This is a genomic window from Tessaracoccus yangjingae (genome assembly GCF_054483935.1).
In genome coordinates, this window is record NZ_CM137014.1 from 1,013,223 (window position 1) to 1,028,885 (window position 15,663).

The following is a 15,663-nucleotide window of genomic DNA, read 5'->3' on the forward strand; positions in this document are numbered from 1 at the left end:
GAAGGGCGCCTCGCAGGCCTTGCCTCGGCGCGCCAGTCCCCGAAACAGGAGCAGATCTCAGTTGAACGTACCCCTCTGGGTGTGGGCCATCACCATCGTCGTCATCCTCGGCCTGCTGGCCTTCGACTTCTTCTTCCACGTCCGCAAGGCACATATTCCAACCCTGCGTGAGGCGGCCGTCTGGTCCGCCATCTACGTCGGTCTGGCCCTCGTTTTCGGCGTGCTGGTCTGGATCTTCGGCGGCGCCCAGATGGGAGCCGAGTACTTCGGCGGCTACATCACCGAGAAGGCGCTCAGCGTCGACAACCTCTTCGTGTTCCTCATCATCATGTCCAGCTTCGCCGTGCCGCGGCAGGACCAGCAGAAGGTGCTGCTGTTCGGCATCGTGTTCGCGCTGATCGCCCGCACCGGGTTCATCTTCGCGGGCAAGGCCATGATCGAGGCGTTCTCCTGGACGTTCTACCTCTTCGGACTCATCCTCATCTTCACGGCCGGCAAGCTGCTGGCGCCGGAGAAGGAGGGAGAGGAGGAGGGCGCGAACAACTTCATCATCCGCCTGGCCAAGAAGTACCTGCGCACCACGGACCACTACGACGGCGACAAGCTGTTCACCATCGAGAACGGGCGGCGCGTCCTCACCCCGATGCTGCTGGTGATGATCGCCATCGGCGGCACGGACATCCTCTTCGCGCTGGACTCCATCCCCGCCATCTACGGCCTCACCCAGAACGTCTTCATCGTCTTCACGGCCACCGCGTTCTCCCTGATGGGGCTCCGCCAGCTGTACTTCCTCATCGACGGCCTGCTGGACCGCCTCATCTACCTCAAGTACGGCCTGTCGCTCATCCTGGGCTTCATCGGCGTCAAGCTGATCCTGCACGCCCTGCACGAGAACAGCCTGCCGTTCATCAACGGCGGCGAGCCGGTGCCGGTCTACGAGATCGAGATCGGCCTGTCACTCTCGGTGATCCTGGGCATCCTCATCGTCACGGTGCTGGCCTCCGTGTTCAGCCCGGCCGGCAAGATGCTGACGGCCGTCCGCCAGATCGACCGCCTCGCCTACGGCTACATCCACACCGAGTACCACGGCGACGAGGCGGAGCGCGAGGCCAACTACCAGCGCATGCTGGACGCGGAGGCGTCGCTCACCCAGTTCAACCAGGTCAAGCTGATGGAGCAGATGGAGGAGAGCGGCGCGCTGCGGGCGGTCGAGAAGGCCCACCGGATGCACGCCGAGGCCACCCGCTCGTAGCGCACGGGCCTCCCTCCCCACCATGCAGGTGATCGCCGCCCTGAGGCGGTTGTGGCGTCACGCGCCGTTCCGTCGGCTCCTGGCACTGCGCACGCTGAGCCAGGCGGCCGACGGCACCCTGCAGGTGGGGATGGCCTCCTACATCCTGTTCTCGCCGCAGTCCCAGCCGGACGCGGGGTCGATCGCGGGGGTGCTCGCCCTCACCCTGCTGCCCTACACCCTGGTGGGGCCGTTCGTGGCGCCGGTGCTTGACCGCTGGCCGCGGCGAGATGTGGCCCTCTACTCGGACGTGACCCGCGCGTTGCTCGCCGCCGTCATCGCCCTGATCATCGCGGCGGACGCCACGACGGGGACCTGGGCCGTGGCGCTCTACGTGGCTCTGCTGCTGGCGATGAGCATCAACCGGTTCATGCTTGCGGGGCTGTCGGCGGGGCTGCAGCACACCGTCGACGCCGACGAGTACCTGACCGCGTCGTCGATCCTGCCGACGGTTGGCCCGTTGGGGGTGGTGATCGGCGCCGTCCTCGGCTTCACCACCAGGGCCGTGCTGGGCGGGGTGGTGCCCTCCCATCAGGCGGACGCCGTGGTGTTCGGCCTCGCCGCGGCCATGTTCGTGGGGTCCGTGCTGGTGTGTCGCGGGTTCGCCCGGGGCGCGCTGGGCCCTGATGCACCTGCGGAGCGCGTGGCGGTGGGCGCCGTGCTCGACGGCCTGGCCGAGGCCGGCCGGCACATGGTGTCGCGGCCGGCGTCTGTGCTGGCCCTGGCGCTGATGGCGGTCACCCGCCTGCTGTTCGGGCTGTGGAGCGTGGCGGTGATCCTCGCGGCCCGGCACCTGTGGAACCCCGTGGACCGGCCCGGCGCCGCGCTGGCGGACCTCACCGTGTGGGGGCTGTTCACGGGCGCGGGCTTCGTGCTGGCCGCGCCACTCGTGCCGGTCCTCGTGCGCTGGCTGGGGCTGCGTCGGGGTGCCGCGCTGATGCTTCTGGTGGCGGCGGCCGTGTCCGTGGGCGCGGCGTTCGTCACGGCAAAGCCGGCCCTGTACGCTGCCAGCCTCGTGATCGGGTTGTCGGTGCAGTCGTTCAAGATCTGCGTCGACACCGTGGTCCAGGCCCACGTGGACGAGGAGTTCAAGGGCCGCGCGTTCACGTTCTACGACATGGGGTTCAACGCAGCCTTCGTGCTGTCCGGGGTGGTGGCCATGGCGGTGCTTCCCGCGACGGGGCTGTCGGCCCCCGCCTTCCTCGGTATCGCGGTGGCGTACGCCGCGTGCGCGGCGGTGCTGCTCCGGGTGGGTCGACGCCTCGGCGCGGACGTGCTGGAGCGCGGCACGGGGGACCTCCTGCGCGCCTGAGCAGGGGACGAGTGTCAGGCGTCGAGCAGGCCGGCCTCGTGCGCGATGAGCACCAGGCCCACCCGGTCCCGCGCCCCCAGCTTGCTCAACAGCCGCCCGACATGCGTCTTGACGGTGCCCTCCGCCATGTAGAGGCGCTGCGAGATCTCGGTGTTGTTGGCGCCGTGTGCCACCTCGACGAGCACCTCCCGCTCGCGCTCGGTGAGGGCGTCGAGCCGTGAATCCGGCCTGTGGTCGGCCTTGGGCAGGAGCGGTGCGAAGCGGCTCAGCAGGCGCTTGGTGGCCGACGGCGCCACGACGGCATCGCCCGCCGCCACCGCCCGGATCGCACCCAGGAGTTCCTCCGGTAGCGCGTCCTTGAGCAGGAATCCGCTGGCGCCGCCCCGGATGGCGGCGAAGACGTACTCGTCGAGGTCGAACGTGGTCAGGACCAGCACCTTCGTGTCCACACCGAGCGCGGTGATCTGCCGGGTGGCCTCGATGCCGTCCATGACAGGCATCCGGATGTCCATGAGCACCACGTCGATCTTCCCGGCACGCACGGCGGCGACGGCGTCCCGCCCGTTGTCCACCTCGCCCACCGTCGTCATGTCGTCGGCCGAGTCGATCAGCATTCGCAGACCGCTCCGGACCAGAGACTGGTCGTCCGCCAGCAGCACAGAGATCATTGACACTAGGCCCCTCTCAGCCAACTCTTGCCCAGCCGGCTCGGCATGGGAAGCCGAACCCGCACCTCGTACCCGCCCCCGGGGCGCGCCCCGGCGTGGAACTCGCCCCCCATCGCCGTCACGCGTTCGCGCATGCCGGGCAGGCCGGACCCGTTGCCGTCCGAGTGCGAGAGGGCGCCCATCCCGTCGTCGCGGACGAGCAGTTCGATGGCCTCGGGGGTGTAGGTCACGCGGACCTGCGCCGTCGCCGTCGGCCCGGCGTGTTTGAGGAAGTTGGTGACCGCCTCCTGCAGCACCCGGAACGCGGTCACGCCGAGGGAGTCGGGCACCAGCGGCACGTCGCCGTCGACGATGAGCGTGATCCGGTCCCCGGCCCCGGCGATCAGTTCCGGGATCTGGCTGAGGGTGGGGGAGGGGCCGAAGGAGGGCGAGCCGGTGTCGCCGCGCATGAGGGCGACGATCCGCCGCACCTCCGCGATCGACTTGCGGCCGGTGTCGGCGATGACGTCCAGGGCCTCGACGGCGGCATCGGGGCGCTTGGTCGCCAACGCCCGCGCGCCCTCGGCTTGCACCACGATCACCGAGAGCGAGTGGGCCAGGACGTCGTGCAACTCCTGCGCCACCTCCGTGCGCGCCCGCCGCTCGGCGAGCTCCGTCCGCTGCCGCTCGGAGCGCTGCGCGGCGGCGAACCGTTCCGTCACGATCTCGCGGTCCAGCGCCTCCGTCAGCGCCCGTTCACGGAGGAAGCGGCCCCACAGGAACGCGAGCGCGACGATGGCGAAGCACAGCAGCACCAGCAGGGTGGTGCCGAGCAGCCGGTAGGGCTGGGGGGTGCCGGCGGTCCAGCTCAGGGGCCCGGCCAGGGAGCCGGCCACACCGAAGGCGGCCACCAGCAGCACCGCCGACATCCTCTGATAGCGGCCGACGCTGTAGACCACGACGGGCACGGCCAGGAGGGCGGGGACCGGGGTGGTGAGTGTCGCGGCCATGCCGATCCCGGCCGCCGTGAGCACGCCCAGCGCGGCCAGGGGGGCGATCCGGCGCAACGCCAGAGACGAGCACATCAGCAGCGACCACAGGATGGCCCGCCCTGAGAAGTCGGCGTCCGGGACAGCGAGGACGGGGACGCCGGTGCCGACGGCGAACACCGCTGCCAGGGCGGCGTCGCGCAGTACCGTCCGCCCGTCGCGCGACCATCGGTTGTCCATCATGATGTGGTCAGCCTAGGCGGAGGTGTCGCGGGATCGGGTCAGACCCTCGGCGTGTACCCGCCGCCCCGCGTGCACCGGGGTCTGACGGCTACGTGACCAGAGGCTCCGGCCAGATGCCCTCCAACCACTCCCTTGTGGTGCGGACGTGACGCATCATGAGGAACCGGGCCCCTTCGGGGTCCCGCTCCGCGATCGCTGTGGCGATCAGCAGGTGTGCCTCGTCGGAGAGACGCTTCAACTCGGCCCCGGAGCCGCGGACCTCAAGGATCCGGTAGTGCCGGCCACGCCTCCGCAGCGTGTCGACGAGTTCCGTGATCACCTCGTCGCAGGCCCCCCGGCCGATCATCGCGTGGAACTCCGAGTCCAGCTCCGCCGCCTCCTCCGACGGTGGGGTCTCCGCCAGCCGTCGGCCCAGGTCGAGCAGCTCCGCGGCCTGCTCAGGGGGCATCCGTGCGGCAGCGGTGGCCGCCAGGTGCCCTTCCAGCACCTCCCGCATCGGGAACAGAGCCAGGTACCTTTCCAGCGGGAGCAGGGGGACGACGATGCTCAGGCCGGACATGATGTCGGCAGCGGTCATCTCCGAGACGAACGATCGGCTCCCCGGCCTGGACGCCAGCGCCCCGGCCACCTCCAGCATCTTCTGAGCCTCGCGCAGCGAGCTGCGGGAGACGCCCAGGCGCTCGCACAGCTCCTGTTCGCTCGGCAACACCTGCCCGGGCGCAAGTTCGCCCGATGCGATCATCCGGCACAGCCCGTCGCGCGCCACCTCGACAGCCCCCATGGCTCCTCCTGAATCCGTCGTCCCGATCCAAGCCGATCTCGGCCCGCCGGGGGTCCCGCGTAACAATTGTCTGACAATTGAGCAACGATTTACCGAAAACCAGTACTCGAGACGCTAGTGGCTGTGATAGTTGTCCGACAGGAGGACCGATGAACCAGAAACACTCGGGAGCGCCGAGCACGGGCCAGGCGGTGATGTGGGGGCTCGACCCCGCCATGCGCCACCTCAATCACGGCTCGTTCGGCGCGGTACCAGTCGACGTGGTGGCCGAGCAGGACCGGCTCCGGGCCGTCGTCGAGGCGAACCCGGTGCGCTGGTTCTCAACCCTTCCCGGGCGCATCGCCGAGTCGAGGGCACACATGGCCCGCCTCCTCGACGTGGACCCGGAGCAGCTGGCCTTCGTCCTCAACGCCTCGGCGGGCGCCTCCGTGGTCTACAGCTCGCTGGCCCACCGTGGCCCCGTCGATGTGATGACCACCGATCACGGCTACGGTGCCGTCACGATGGGTGCCGAGCGCCTGGCCGCCCGCACCGGCGGGGCCGCCCACAGCGTCGAGATCCCGCTGGCCGCGACCGCGGCCGAGTCGTTGGAGCTCGTCGTCTCCGCCATGGCGCGGCACCGTCCGGTTCTCCTGGTGATCGACCAGGTCACCTCCGCCACGGCCCGCGCATTCCCCGTCGACGAGATCTGCGCCGCTGCCCGCGAGCTCGGGGTGCTCACGCTCGTCGACGGCGCCCACGCCCCGGGCGTCCTCTCCTCCCCGGTGGTGCGCGGGGCCGATTACTGGGTGGGCAACCTGCACAAGTTCGCCTGCGCGCCACGCGGCTCGGCCATCCTCGTGGCCCGCGACGGCGGGCAGGAGCTGTACCCCAGCATCGAGTCCTGGGGGACGCCGTACCCTTTCCCCCACCGCTTCGACTCGCAGGGCACCCTCGACCTCACGCAGTGGATGACGGCCCCTTTCGCCTGGGAGTACCTGGACGAACGGATCGGATGGGATGTCATCCGCCGCGACAGCGCCGCACTGCTCGATGACGGGTGCGCCATCGTCGCCAAGGAACTCGGCGCGATCGTCGCGGACCCCGTTCCCGACGTCGGTCAGCCGGTGGGGACGATGCGGCTCCTCCGCCTCCCTGAGCCCTTGGGGGACACGCACCCAGGGGCGGACGGGCTCCGGGTGCCCTTCATGGACGAGACCGCGACCGTGGTCGCCTTCACCACCTTCAAGGGTCTCGGCTACCTGCGGCTGTCCACCCACGCCTACAACACCCTCGACGACTTCGAACACCTCGCCGCGGTGGGAATCCCCCTTCTCCATCGCTGGTCGACGCAACGCACCTCATCCATTCAGTCCACGACATAGCTCAGGAGGAGCAATGAGAAGAAGCAAGTTCACCAAGGCGGCGCTCAGCCTCGCTGCCGCATCGCTGACACTCACCGCGTGCGGTGGCTCAGGCGATGCTGGTACCGGCGACGAGCAGGTCACCCTGCAGATGGTCGAGAGCCTCAGCAGCCCGGGCCGCACCGAGCTGCTCAAGACGATGCTCGCCGAGTTCGAGGAGGCCAACCCGTCGATCAAGGTCCAGTTGATCTCACCCCCCACGGAACAGGCCGACCAGAAGATCCAGCAGATGCTGCAGTCCGGCTCCGGCGTCGACGTCCTTGAGGTCCGAGATCTCACCGTCGGACCGTTCAGCAACAACAACTGGCTCTACGACATGGCACCGGACCTCGCCGACTGGGACGGCATGGACAAGCTGACCGACCAGGCCAGGGGCGTGGCCACGGACGCCGACGGAAAGAGCTACTACATCCCCTACGGCTTCTACGGGCTCAGCCTCTTCTACCGCACCGACCTGGTTGCCGAGGCAGGCTTCGACGGGGCCCCGGTCAGCTGGGAGGATCTGGTGGAGCAGGCCGCCACCATCCAGGATCCGACGCAGAACCGCTACGGCTACGCCTTCCGCGGTGGCAAGAACTCCAACGGCCAGGTGGCCTCCATCCTCCAGGCCTACAACGCAGACAACCTCGACCGCGAGAACGCGTTCAAGGTCACCAGCGGTGACACCCTGTTCTCCACGCCGGAGTCCCAGGTGGCCCTCGACAAGTACGTCGAGCTGTTCAAGACCGGCTCGCCGGAATCCTCCGTCGCGTGGGGGTACCCCGAGATGGTGCAGGGCTTCACCAACGGCTCCACCGCCTTCCTGCTGCAGGACCCCGAGGTCATTGCGGCTGTCAACGACTCGTCGCTGACCGCGGACCAGTGGAACGTCGCCCCGAACCTCGTGGGCCCGACGGGCAAGGCCGCTTGGCCCCAGGCGACGGCGGGATGGGGCATCGCGGAGGCGAGCGAGCACAAGGAGGAGGCCGTCGAGCTCGTGAAGTGGCTCTCGGGCGAGATCTCCACGACGTTCGCCAAGGAGAACTCGCTCGTGCCGATCCTCACCGACGCAGGGGAGGACGAGTTCTTCAAGACCGGTCCCTGGGCCGCCTACGTCGAGATGACCTCGAAGCCGGACACGTTCATCGCGGTGAAGGAGCCCCGCGGCGTGGCGTGGTGGACGGAATGGGCCACCAAGTCGGAGAAGGACTTCCAGGAGGTCCTGCTGGGCCAGAAGTCGACGGCGGACATGCTGGCCGACTGGGACCAGTACTGGACCGAGAAGTGGAACGGCTGACCGCATCGTGGCAGTCGTGACCTCAGGGTCCGTCGAGCGTGGGGCGGGCGTGCGCAGCGCCCGCCCCGCGCCCCGGCGGCGATTCACCCGCAGGATGGGCCTGCAGATCCTGGCGTTCCTGGCGCCGGCATTCGTGGTGGTGGGGGTCTTCACCTACTACCCCATGCTCATGGGCAGCCAGATGGCCTTCCGCCAGTGGAGCCTCTGGGACCTCACCAACACCCCCTGGGTCGGCCTCGGCAACTTCGCCACGCTGATGGCCGACCCCCTGTTCCCGAAGGTCATGCTCAACTCGCTGATCTGGGTGGTGGGCTCGCTCGTCCCCCAGTTCCTGATCGGCTTCCTCATTGCGTTGGCCCTACGCAAGCAGTTCCCACTTCGCGGCCTCTACCAGGCCGTCGTCTTCTACCCGTGGGCCGTCTCGGGCTTCCTCATCGGCATCCTCTTCCGCTGGATGTTCAACTCGGAGTTCGGCGTCGTCAACGACATGCTGATGAGGCTGGGGATCATCGCCACCCCCGTGCCGTGGCTGGCCAACCCGGACCTGGCGCTGCTGGCGGTCATCATCGCCAACATCTGGTACGGCGTCACCTTCTTCGCCATCATGATCCTCGCCGCGCTGCAGTCGGTTCCAGACGACCTCTACGAGGCCGCCGCCCTCGACGGCGCGGGCAGGTGGCGCACGCTGTTCAGCATCACCATCCCGACCATCCGCACCACCCTGGTGCTGACTGTCCTGCTGCGCGTGATCTGGATCTTCAACTTCCCCGACATCATCTACGCCATGACCGGCGGCGGGCCGGCCAACCGCACGCAGATCGTCACCACCTGGATGATCCAGTACACCCAGCAGGGCGAGTACGGGCTCGCGTCGGCCCTCGGCTTCATCGTCATGGGCGTGCTGGTGACCTTCACGGGCGCCTACCTGCTCCTGCTCAACCGGAGGAGTGACGCGTGATCAACCGCGAACCCCGCTACCTGACCGTGATCAAGGCTGTCGGTCTGATCGCCTGGATGCTGATCACCCTGTTTCCCCTCTACTGGATCCTGCTCACCTCCCTGAAGCCGGCCAGCCAGATCGCCGAGTACCCCGTGCGCTACTGGCCGCGCGAGTTCTCTCTGGAGAATTACGTGGGCCTGTTCGAGAAGGCGCAGTTCGGCTCGTACTTGCTCAACAGCGTGGTGGTGTCGGCGGCGGCCGCGCTTGTGGCCACCGCGATCTCGCTGCTGAGCGCCTACGTGCTGTCGCGGTTCAGCTTCCGTGGCAAGGGCGCCGTGATGATGGCTTTCCTGGTCACCCAGATGATCCCGGCGTTCATCGCGTTGGGGCCGCTCTACCAGATGTTCACCAACCTGGGCCTCGTCGACAGCCGCTTCGGCCTCGTGCTCGTCTACGTCGCGATGACCATTCCGTTCTCCGCCATCATGCTGCGCGGCTTCTTCGACAACGTGCCCGACAGCCTGGAGGAGGCCGCCATGATGGACGGCTGCACCCGATTCTCCGCCCTGTGGCGGGTGCTCGTGCCCGTGATGACCCCGGGCATCATCGCCACCTTCATCTTCAATTTCGTGAACAGCTGGAACGAACTGTTCCTCGCCGTCACGCTCATCAACACCGACGACCGCAAGACCATCCCCACGGCACTCAACGGGTTCATCACCAGCTTCAACATCGAGTGGGGGCCCATGTCCGCGGCCGCCGTGCTGACCATCCTGCCCACGATGGTGATGTTCGCGTTCGCGAGCCGCTGGATCGTCGCGGGCCTCACCCAGGGCGCCACCAAGGGCTGACCCCGAAAGGCAGGACACACACCATGCACGACCGGCAGAGGCACGACCGACTTCAGGTGCTGGAGGAGATCCAGAGGCGGGTCCTGTGGCTCTCCACCGCGATGATCGAGCACGCCAACCACGGTCGGCCCGCGACCGACGGACTGAAGGTGGGCGGGCACCAGGCTTCGTGCGCTTCCATGGTGACGCTGATGACCGCCCTCTACCTGCACCACCTGGACGCCGACGACTTCGTCGCCGTGAAGCCGCACGGCAGCCCGGTGCTGCACGCGCTCCACTACCTGCTGGGCGAGCTGGACGGCGCCTACCTCACCCGGCTGCGCGCGCACCACGGGCTGCAGGCCTACCCGTCGAGGACTAAGGACCCCGACAGAGTGGACTTCTCCACCGGGTCCGTGGGGCTCGGGCCGGCCGCGACCATCTTCGCGGCCTCGGTGCGCAACTACGTCGACGCGCACTTCGGGCGCAGGCCGGACTCCCGTTTCTTCGCGATCCTGGGCGACGCGGAGCTTGACGAGGGCAACATCTGGGAGGCCGTGCACGATCCGGCCTCGACCCGACAAGGGGCCGTGACGTGGCTGATCGACTTCAACCGGCAGTCCCTGGACCGCATCGTGCCCGACATGCGGATCAGCCCGTGGCACGCGGCGTTCGAGGCGCACGGCTGGCAGGTGATCGAGCTCAAGTACGGGCGCCGGTTCCGTGCCTTCATCGAGGAGCGCGACGCGTCCGCGCTGCGGGACTGGATCGACGCGATGCCCAACGAGCGGTACCAGTCGCTGTTCGGTCTTGCCCCCTCTGAGCTGCGGTTGCGCTTCCTCGAGCACGCGCCCGGTCCGGTCATCGACGTGCTGGTCGACCTGACCGACGAGGAGGTGGCTGCGCTGGTGACGGATCTTGGTGGCCATGACCTCCCGAGCGTGATCGAGGCGCTGGAACAGGCAGATCGCGACCCCTCCCGGCCGTCGGTGATCTTCGCCTATACACACAAGGGCTGGGGCCTGCCCATCCAGGGCAATGCCCGCAACCACGCGGCCGTCCTCACCAGCGAACAGGTGGACGGGCTACGCCGGGACCTCGGCATCTCGTCCGATGATCCGTGGGCCGGGTTCGGCGAGGACTCTGCGGAGGGTCGGCTGCTCGCCGAGCGCGCCCGCCACCTCAGGCGCGGGCCCGTCTCTGAGGCGCCGGTGCCCCGGGTTCCCGTCGCCACCTCGCCGCGGGTCTCGCGCCCGATCAGCACGCAGGAGGGCTTCGGCCGGATCCTGGTGGACCTCGCCCGGGACGACGACCTGCGCCGCCACCTCGTCACCACCTCGCCCGACGTGGCGACCTCGACCAACCTGGCTGGCTGGATCAACAAGGTGGGCGTGTTCTCCGAGCACGAGCGGCAGACGTGGTCGCACGACCCGATGCTGAGGTGGCGCGAGGGCCCGACCGGCCAGCACCTCGAACTCGGCATCTCGGAGATGAACTTCTTCCTGCTGCTGTCCCAACTCGGGTTGGCCGGACACTTCTCGGGGCAGCGGCTCCTGCCGGTCGGCACCGTCTACGACCCCTTCGTCTGCCGGGGTCTGGACGCGCTCATCTACGCCCTCTACTCCGGCGCGTCGTTCGTGTTCGCCGGCACGCCGTCGGGCGTCTCGCTGGCGCCGGAGGGTGGGGCGCACCAGTCCACGATCACTGCATCCATCGGCCTGGAGCTGCCGGGACTGACTCTGCACGAGCCGGCCTACGTCAAGGCGCTCGACTGGCTGCTGTGCGATGCGCTGGCCAGAGTCGCGGCCTCGGACGGGATCACGGCGGACGCCGCCTACTTCAGGCTCACGACGAGGGCTATCGACCAGAGCCCGTTCGATCTCGCCGAGCGCCGTCTGGGCTCCGAGGTGCTGCGCCGCCAGGTGCTGAGCGGCGCCTATCTCCTGCGGGATCCGCGTGTGGGCGAGGATCAGGGGCCGTTGGTGACGCTGGTCGCCGCCGGGGCCGTGCTGCCGGAGGTACTCGAGGCCGCCGAGGAACTCGAGGGTGAGGGAGTGAGGGTGGGGGTGGTCGACGTCACCAGCCCCGGCCGGCTCTACCGGGACTGGCGCTCCGCCGTCGTCGACGGGGTGCGCACGGCCCGCGTGCCGGCGCTGCCTGGGGCGCTGCGTTCGTGCTTCCCTGAGCGATCGCCCGTGGTCACCGTCCAGGACGCCGCGAGCCACTCACTGAGTTGGATCGGGGCAGCCCTAGGGGTGCCGACGGCACCCCTAGGTGTGGACGCGTTCGGGCAGAGCGGCGGGATCGCAGACCTCTACCGCGAGCACCACCTCGACTCGGGGTCGATCGTCAACGCGGCCCTGGGGGTGCTCGCCTTCTGAGGCGCCGAGCGAGTGCCCAGCGCGGCGATCGTGTGGGGTTGGCACTCGCCTCGCTCTCCTCGCTCGACGGGGAGGCTACCCTCCCGTGTACTCCTCGAAGGGGAGTTCCGTCGCGACAGCCCGGGACAGGGTCCTCACGGAGTAGTACTCGGGCTGGTACAGCTGCATCCACACGTCGGCGGCGCGCCTGTCGGCCGCCGAGGCCCAGGTGCGGCCGTGCGCCCACGAGTAGGCGTTCTGTTCGATCCACGTGATCTGTTGAGACACGGACCGCCAGCCGACGGCGTGACGGCCGAGGGCCGGATAGTCCTCCTTGTAGGCCGCGGCCGCCGCCTGAACCCGGTCCTTCTGCGTGGTCAGCACGTTGCCCATGGGGGTGACGACGGGGCGCGTGCCGATCGCCTGGGGCAGCACCTGGTAGAGCGTCGACTGGAAGAACAGGCAGTCGTCGATCCGGTCGGTGTCGCACAGCTCACGCACCGCGTGGCCGAGCCTGTAGTGGCTTGGGTGGGCGTCGAGCCAGCTCATCGAGCGGAACCGGGCGTCAGGCCCGGCGGCGGCCATGATCTCGGCCATCGCAGCTCCGGCGACCTCCTCCGCGTCGGACTCCTCCTCGGTGACGTAGAGGAAGTGCACGTTGCCGGCGGGCACCCCGAGGCGCTCCAGCGAGGTGAGCAGCTCGGCGTTCCTTGACGCGGTGATCTGCGAGTTGGTGAGGCACCGGTTGAGGTCCTCGCAGAGGTAGTCCTTCACGCTCGTCCAGTACCCGGCGAAGATCAGGAAGACGTGGACGCGGTAGCCGGCGTTGATGTCGCGCGCGATGCCACCGGCCATCGAGATCAGCTCGTCGTCCTGATGCGGCACGAAGTAGAAGGCCTCGTCGGCCGCGCTTCCGGTGGGGACGTCGTCGGGAATGGAGGCGCGTGGCGGGTTGACGCCCCGCCGGATGGCGGAGGTGCCGCAGGGGGTGGGTGAGCTCGTCACCACGGACACGCCGCCGAGGTAGAACCGGTACGCCGGGCTCAGCGAGGCGAGCGCGGACGTGGTGGGAACGGGGGCGCACGTCCCGTTGCTGAGGAGCATCGGGGCGCCGTAGGCGTGCGCCAGGGGGGCGCCGCTCAGCCCGTCCGGGAAGTCGACGCCGGAGGCGAGCAGCGCTGTATCGGCGCCGTCGAAGTAGGTGAGCGCCACCTTGGCGGCGGTGTCGTACCGATCCGTTCCACCGATGCGGACGACGGTGGCGCCAGTGATCCGCCTGATCTCCTGGACGACGGCGTCGCCCACTGCGCCGGGGCCGCCGAGGACGGTGACCGTGGTGGGGGCCAGGTCCTGGAGGGCCTGCGAGGTGGCAGGAGGGAGCGAGAGCTGGCGTGCGAGGAGCAGGGGGGCGCCCAGCTTCGCGGCGAGCGGCCCCGCCGCCAGCGCGTCAGGGAACGACTCGCCGGAAGCGATGACCACGTCGGTAGTGGTCATGCCCGCGGCGACGCCGGCCGCCGTCGCGTACCGGTCGGCCCCGGCGATCCGTGTGACCGGGGCGATCGCGGCCAGCTGGGAGGCCACCGTCGCCGAGACGGCGCCGGGCCCACCGACGATGATGATCTCCTCCGGCACGCTGCGCCGAAGCTCCGCCGCGACGGCGTCGGGGAGGGAGGCGCTCCGGGTCAGGATGAGGCGCGACTGTTCACGCGCGGCCATCGGGCCCGCGCTCAGCGCGTCCGGGAACAGCTCGCCGGTGGTGACCACGACGCGGTGCCCGTCGCCGACCGGCAGCCATCTCGCCACGTTGGCGGCGGTCGCGTACCGGTCCGCGCCGCCGATGCGCTGCTCGGCGGTGCGCTGGATGGTCGTGGCGGGGGTGACGGGCTGCTCAGGGCTGGGGCCTGGCGTGGGGTCCAGGGTGGGGTCTGGCGTGGGATCGAGTGTGGGGTCCAGGGTGGGGTCTGGCGTGGGATCGAGTGTGGGGTCTGGCGTGGGATCGAGTGTGGGGTCTGGCGTGGGATCGAGTGTGGGGTCCGGTGTCGGATCGAGCGTGGGGTCCGGCGTGGGATCGAGTGTGGGGTCCGGTGTGGGGTCGAGGGTCGGGTCCGGCGTCGGATCGGCCGTGACCTCGGGTACGGGGCTGGTGGGCTCGGGCTCCACGGAGGAGACTGCGGGAGGTGGAATCTCCTCAGCCGAAGTCGGCGGCGGGACCAGCGCCGAGAACAGCACCAGCCCCAGGACCAGTGAACCTACCTTGACGAACCCCATGTCAGCCCCCCTCGAGCCGGGATGCACCCTTGCTCGTGCAGCCTACAACTCACTATCGGCCAATTGGCGGCGCTGAGGGCTCGATTGTCCGAATCGGCTTCGACGAGCGCACTCGTCGAGGTGGGGGAGTCAGGCGGGGTCTGTGGCCTCGGCCCATAGTTCGCGTCGCCGGGCCGCCTCGCGGCGGTCGACGATGGTGGAGACCGCCGAGACGGTCACCAGGATGGCCAGCATCCACACCAGCTTGCGCAACATGATGCCTACTCTATGGGCGGGCTCAGTAGCCGAGCATCTCCTTGCGGACGGGCAGCCAGGCGATGGCGTCGCGCACGGCCTCCTGCTCGGTCAGCTTCGCCTCCCAGCCCAGCACGTCCTTGGCCTTCGAGGAGACCGTGTACACGCCGGCCACGTCGCCGGGGCGCGGCGGACCGAACTGGACGTTGAGCGCGTCGCCCGAGATGGCCTCGAACGAGGCGGCCAGCTCCTTGACCGTCACTCCGTTACCGGTGCCGATGTTGAACACCTCGTAGGAGGAGTCCGCGGTGGCCTTGTCGAAGCCTTCCAGGGCGGCGACGTGCGCCTGCGCCAGGTCCCAGACGTGGATGAAGTCGCGGATGCCGGAGCCGTCGCGGGTGGGCCACTCGACGCCGGTCACGGTGAAGGTCTCGCCCTTGCTCCACGCCTCGAGCAGCTTGGCCAGCACGTGGCTGGGCTTCTCCAGCTGCTGCCCGGAGCGCAGCTTCGGGTCCGTGCCGATGGGGTTGAAGTAGCGCAGCGAGAGGACCTTCATGTCGGAGGCCTTGGTGAAGTCCTCCAGGATCATCTCGACGATGTACTTGGTGCGCGCGTAGGGCGAACCGGGGGAGAGCGGGGACGCCTCGGTGACGATGAAGTTCTCGTCGGGGGCGTAGATCGACGCCGAGGACGAGAAGAGGAAGCGGTGCACGCCCGCGCGGTCCATCGCCCGCAGCAGCGTGATGGTCTTGGACACATTGTTCTCGTAGTAGTCGAGCGGCTGCTCGACCGACTCGGGCACCACGATCTTCGCGGCGCAGTGCACCACGGCGTCGATGGCGTGCTCCGAGAAGATGCGCGCCAGGAGGGCCTCGTCGGCGAAATCGCCCTCGTAGACGGCCCTGTCCCCGATGAACTCGCGGCGTCCGGTGGAGAAGTCGTCGAGGATCACCACCTGATGTCCGGAATCCTCGCACGCCGATGCGACGGTGCTGCCGATGTACCCGGCGCCGCCGGTGATCAAGACCTTCATGCCTGTCCTTCCGTGGTGACTCGCCCCATCCTATTGCCGCCTCGCCTCCAGCGCGC

General features: G+C 69.0%; 13 protein-coding genes. 7 read left to right on the plus strand and 6 right to left on the minus strand.

The window, feature by feature from the left end:
- Positions 1-61: 61 nt before the first annotated feature.
- Entirely contained in the window at positions 62-1,252 is a 1,191-nt protein-coding gene (locus ACX1D3_RS04270; RefSeq protein WP_458995748.1) for a TerC family protein, read from the plus strand.
- A gap of 22 nt (positions 1,253-1,274) precedes the next feature.
- The gene (locus tag ACX1D3_RS04275) at positions 1,275-2,603 is read left to right on the plus strand and encodes an MFS transporter (protein ID WP_458995749.1); all 1,329 of its coding nucleotides are present in this window, start codon (positions 1,275-1,277) and stop codon (positions 2,601-2,603) included.
- 14 nt (positions 2,604-2,617) lie between these two features.
- On the opposite strand, the gene ACX1D3_RS04280 is transcribed toward ACX1D3_RS04275, so the two are convergent.
- The 3 genes from ACX1D3_RS04280 to ACX1D3_RS04290 all read right to left on the minus strand — a co-directional run bounded on the left by ACX1D3_RS04280 (position 2,618) and on the right by ACX1D3_RS04290 (position 5,263).
- Positions 2,618-3,271, minus strand: a complete 654-nt coding sequence (locus ACX1D3_RS04280; RefSeq protein WP_458995750.1) for a response regulator transcription factor — start codon at positions 3,269-3,271, stop codon at positions 2,618-2,620.
- A 5-nt stretch (positions 3,272-3,276) separates the two neighbouring features.
- On the minus strand, positions 3,277-4,482 hold the full coding sequence (locus ACX1D3_RS04285; protein ID WP_458995751.1) for a sensor histidine kinase: 1,206 nt from the start codon (positions 4,480-4,482) through the stop codon (positions 3,277-3,279).
- A gap of 88 nt (positions 4,483-4,570) precedes the next feature.
- Entirely contained in the window at positions 4,571-5,263 is a 693-nt protein-coding gene (locus ACX1D3_RS04290) for a FadR/GntR family transcriptional regulator (RefSeq protein ID WP_458995752.1), read from the minus strand.
- 149 nt (positions 5,264-5,412) lie between these two features.
- Between ACX1D3_RS04290 and ACX1D3_RS04295 the strand changes: the two genes are divergently transcribed.
- The 5 genes from ACX1D3_RS04295 to ACX1D3_RS04315 are packed head-to-tail and all read left to right on the plus strand — an operon-like array spanning position 5,413 to position 12,093.
- Positions 5,413-6,627 (plus strand): aminotransferase class V-fold PLP-dependent enzyme, encoded by a 1,215-nt coding sequence (locus tag ACX1D3_RS04295; protein WP_458995753.1) that lies wholly within the window; start codon positions 5,413-5,415, stop codon positions 6,625-6,627.
- 13 nt (positions 6,628-6,640) lie between these two features.
- Complete coding sequence (locus tag ACX1D3_RS04300; protein ID WP_458995754.1) at positions 6,641-7,942, plus strand: ABC transporter substrate-binding protein; 1,302 nt, start codon at positions 6,641-6,643, stop codon at positions 7,940-7,942.
- A gap of 16 nt (positions 7,943-7,958) precedes the next feature.
- On the plus strand, positions 7,959-8,900 hold the full coding sequence (locus ACX1D3_RS04305; protein WP_458995755.1) for a carbohydrate ABC transporter permease: 942 nt from the start codon (positions 7,959-7,961) through the stop codon (positions 8,898-8,900).
- Positions 8,897-9,733 (plus strand): carbohydrate ABC transporter permease, encoded by an 837-nt coding sequence (locus ACX1D3_RS04310; RefSeq protein WP_458995756.1) that lies wholly within the window; start codon positions 8,897-8,899, stop codon positions 9,731-9,733. The genes ACX1D3_RS04305 and ACX1D3_RS04310 overlap by 4 nt, the downstream gene beginning before the upstream one ends.
- Positions 9,734-9,756: 23 nt before the next feature.
- Positions 9,757-12,093: a thiamine pyrophosphate-binding protein gene (locus tag ACX1D3_RS04315; protein ID WP_458995757.1), complete on the plus strand. Its 2,337-nt coding sequence runs from the start codon at positions 9,757-9,759 to the stop codon at positions 12,091-12,093.
- A gap of 75 nt (positions 12,094-12,168) precedes the next feature.
- On the opposite strand, the gene ACX1D3_RS04320 is transcribed toward ACX1D3_RS04315, so the two are convergent.
- The 3 genes from ACX1D3_RS04320 to galE form a co-directional block, all read right to left on the minus strand.
- The gene (locus tag ACX1D3_RS04320) at positions 12,169-14,340 is read right to left on the minus strand and encodes a cell wall-binding repeat-containing protein (RefSeq protein ID WP_458995758.1); all 2,172 of its coding nucleotides are present in this window, start codon (positions 14,338-14,340) and stop codon (positions 12,169-12,171) included.
- 129 nt (positions 14,341-14,469) lie between these two features.
- On the minus strand, positions 14,470-14,595 hold the full coding sequence (locus tag ACX1D3_RS04325; RefSeq protein WP_458995759.1) for a hypothetical protein: 126 nt from the start codon (positions 14,593-14,595) through the stop codon (positions 14,470-14,472).
- 22 nt (positions 14,596-14,617) lie between these two features.
- On the minus strand, positions 14,618-15,607 hold the full coding sequence (gene galE / locus ACX1D3_RS04330) for a UDP-glucose 4-epimerase GalE (RefSeq protein WP_458995760.1): 990 nt from the start codon (positions 15,605-15,607) through the stop codon (positions 14,618-14,620).
- Positions 15,608-15,663: the final 56 nt, after the last annotated feature.